At 70.2% G+C, this 642-nt stretch carries 1 protein-coding gene; it reads right to left on the bottom strand.

Going from position 1 to position 642, the window contains the following annotated elements; genetic code table 11:
• The coding region (locus ACYVDE_RS25385; protein ID WP_460504288.1) for a hypothetical protein at window positions 1-642 on the bottom strand (642 nt) is incomplete at both ends.

The following is a 642-nucleotide window of genomic DNA, read 5'->3' as shown; positions in this document are numbered from 1 at the left end:
CACCAGTAGTGCAGCGAGGCGTACCACGGCTCGGAGCCCGCGTGGGGCACGGCCAGGCGCAGGGCGGGGCCGTAGCCGCGATAGCGCAGGCGATTGCCCTGGTACACGTAGTACCAAAAGCGCAAGTGGCGTGGGTTGTCCACGGCCAGCACCAGCGAGTCGGCGGGTCGGTCAGAGAGCAGGCTGAGGCCGGCGGTTTCGGCCGTCAGTTCAAGGTTGGTAGTGCGGTCGTCGGCGTCGCGCAGCGCATAATAACCGGCCTGCGCGCTCACTGGCACCGCGTGGGGCAGCTGCACCAGCCCCCGAAACAGCCAGGCGGTGCCCACGCGCCGGCTGGCCGAGATGTAGAGCATGGCGGCGTGCGGCTGCGTGCGGCCCAGGTGCTCGTAGCCGAGGTACACCGAGTCGCCGCGCAGCTCCAGCTTCAGCTGGCCGGGGTCGCGCAGCTGCGGCACTACGGTGCTTTCGGTGCGGCGCTCGTTGTCGGAAGTAAGCATGGTGGCCTGCACGCGGTAGCTGAAATCGACCTCGGGCAGGGCGGTGACGGGCACGTCGAGGCGGGTTTCGCCCAGCGCGTCGAGGGGCTGGCGGTGGGCCCAGAGCGTGTCGGGGATGAACAGCTGGCGGCGGGGAAGCACCCCG

The sequence above is a fragment of the Hymenobacter agri genome (assembly GCF_054778495.1).
The sequence above is the reverse complement of the archived record's forward strand: the minus strand, read 5'-3'. Positions and strand labels throughout refer to the sequence as shown.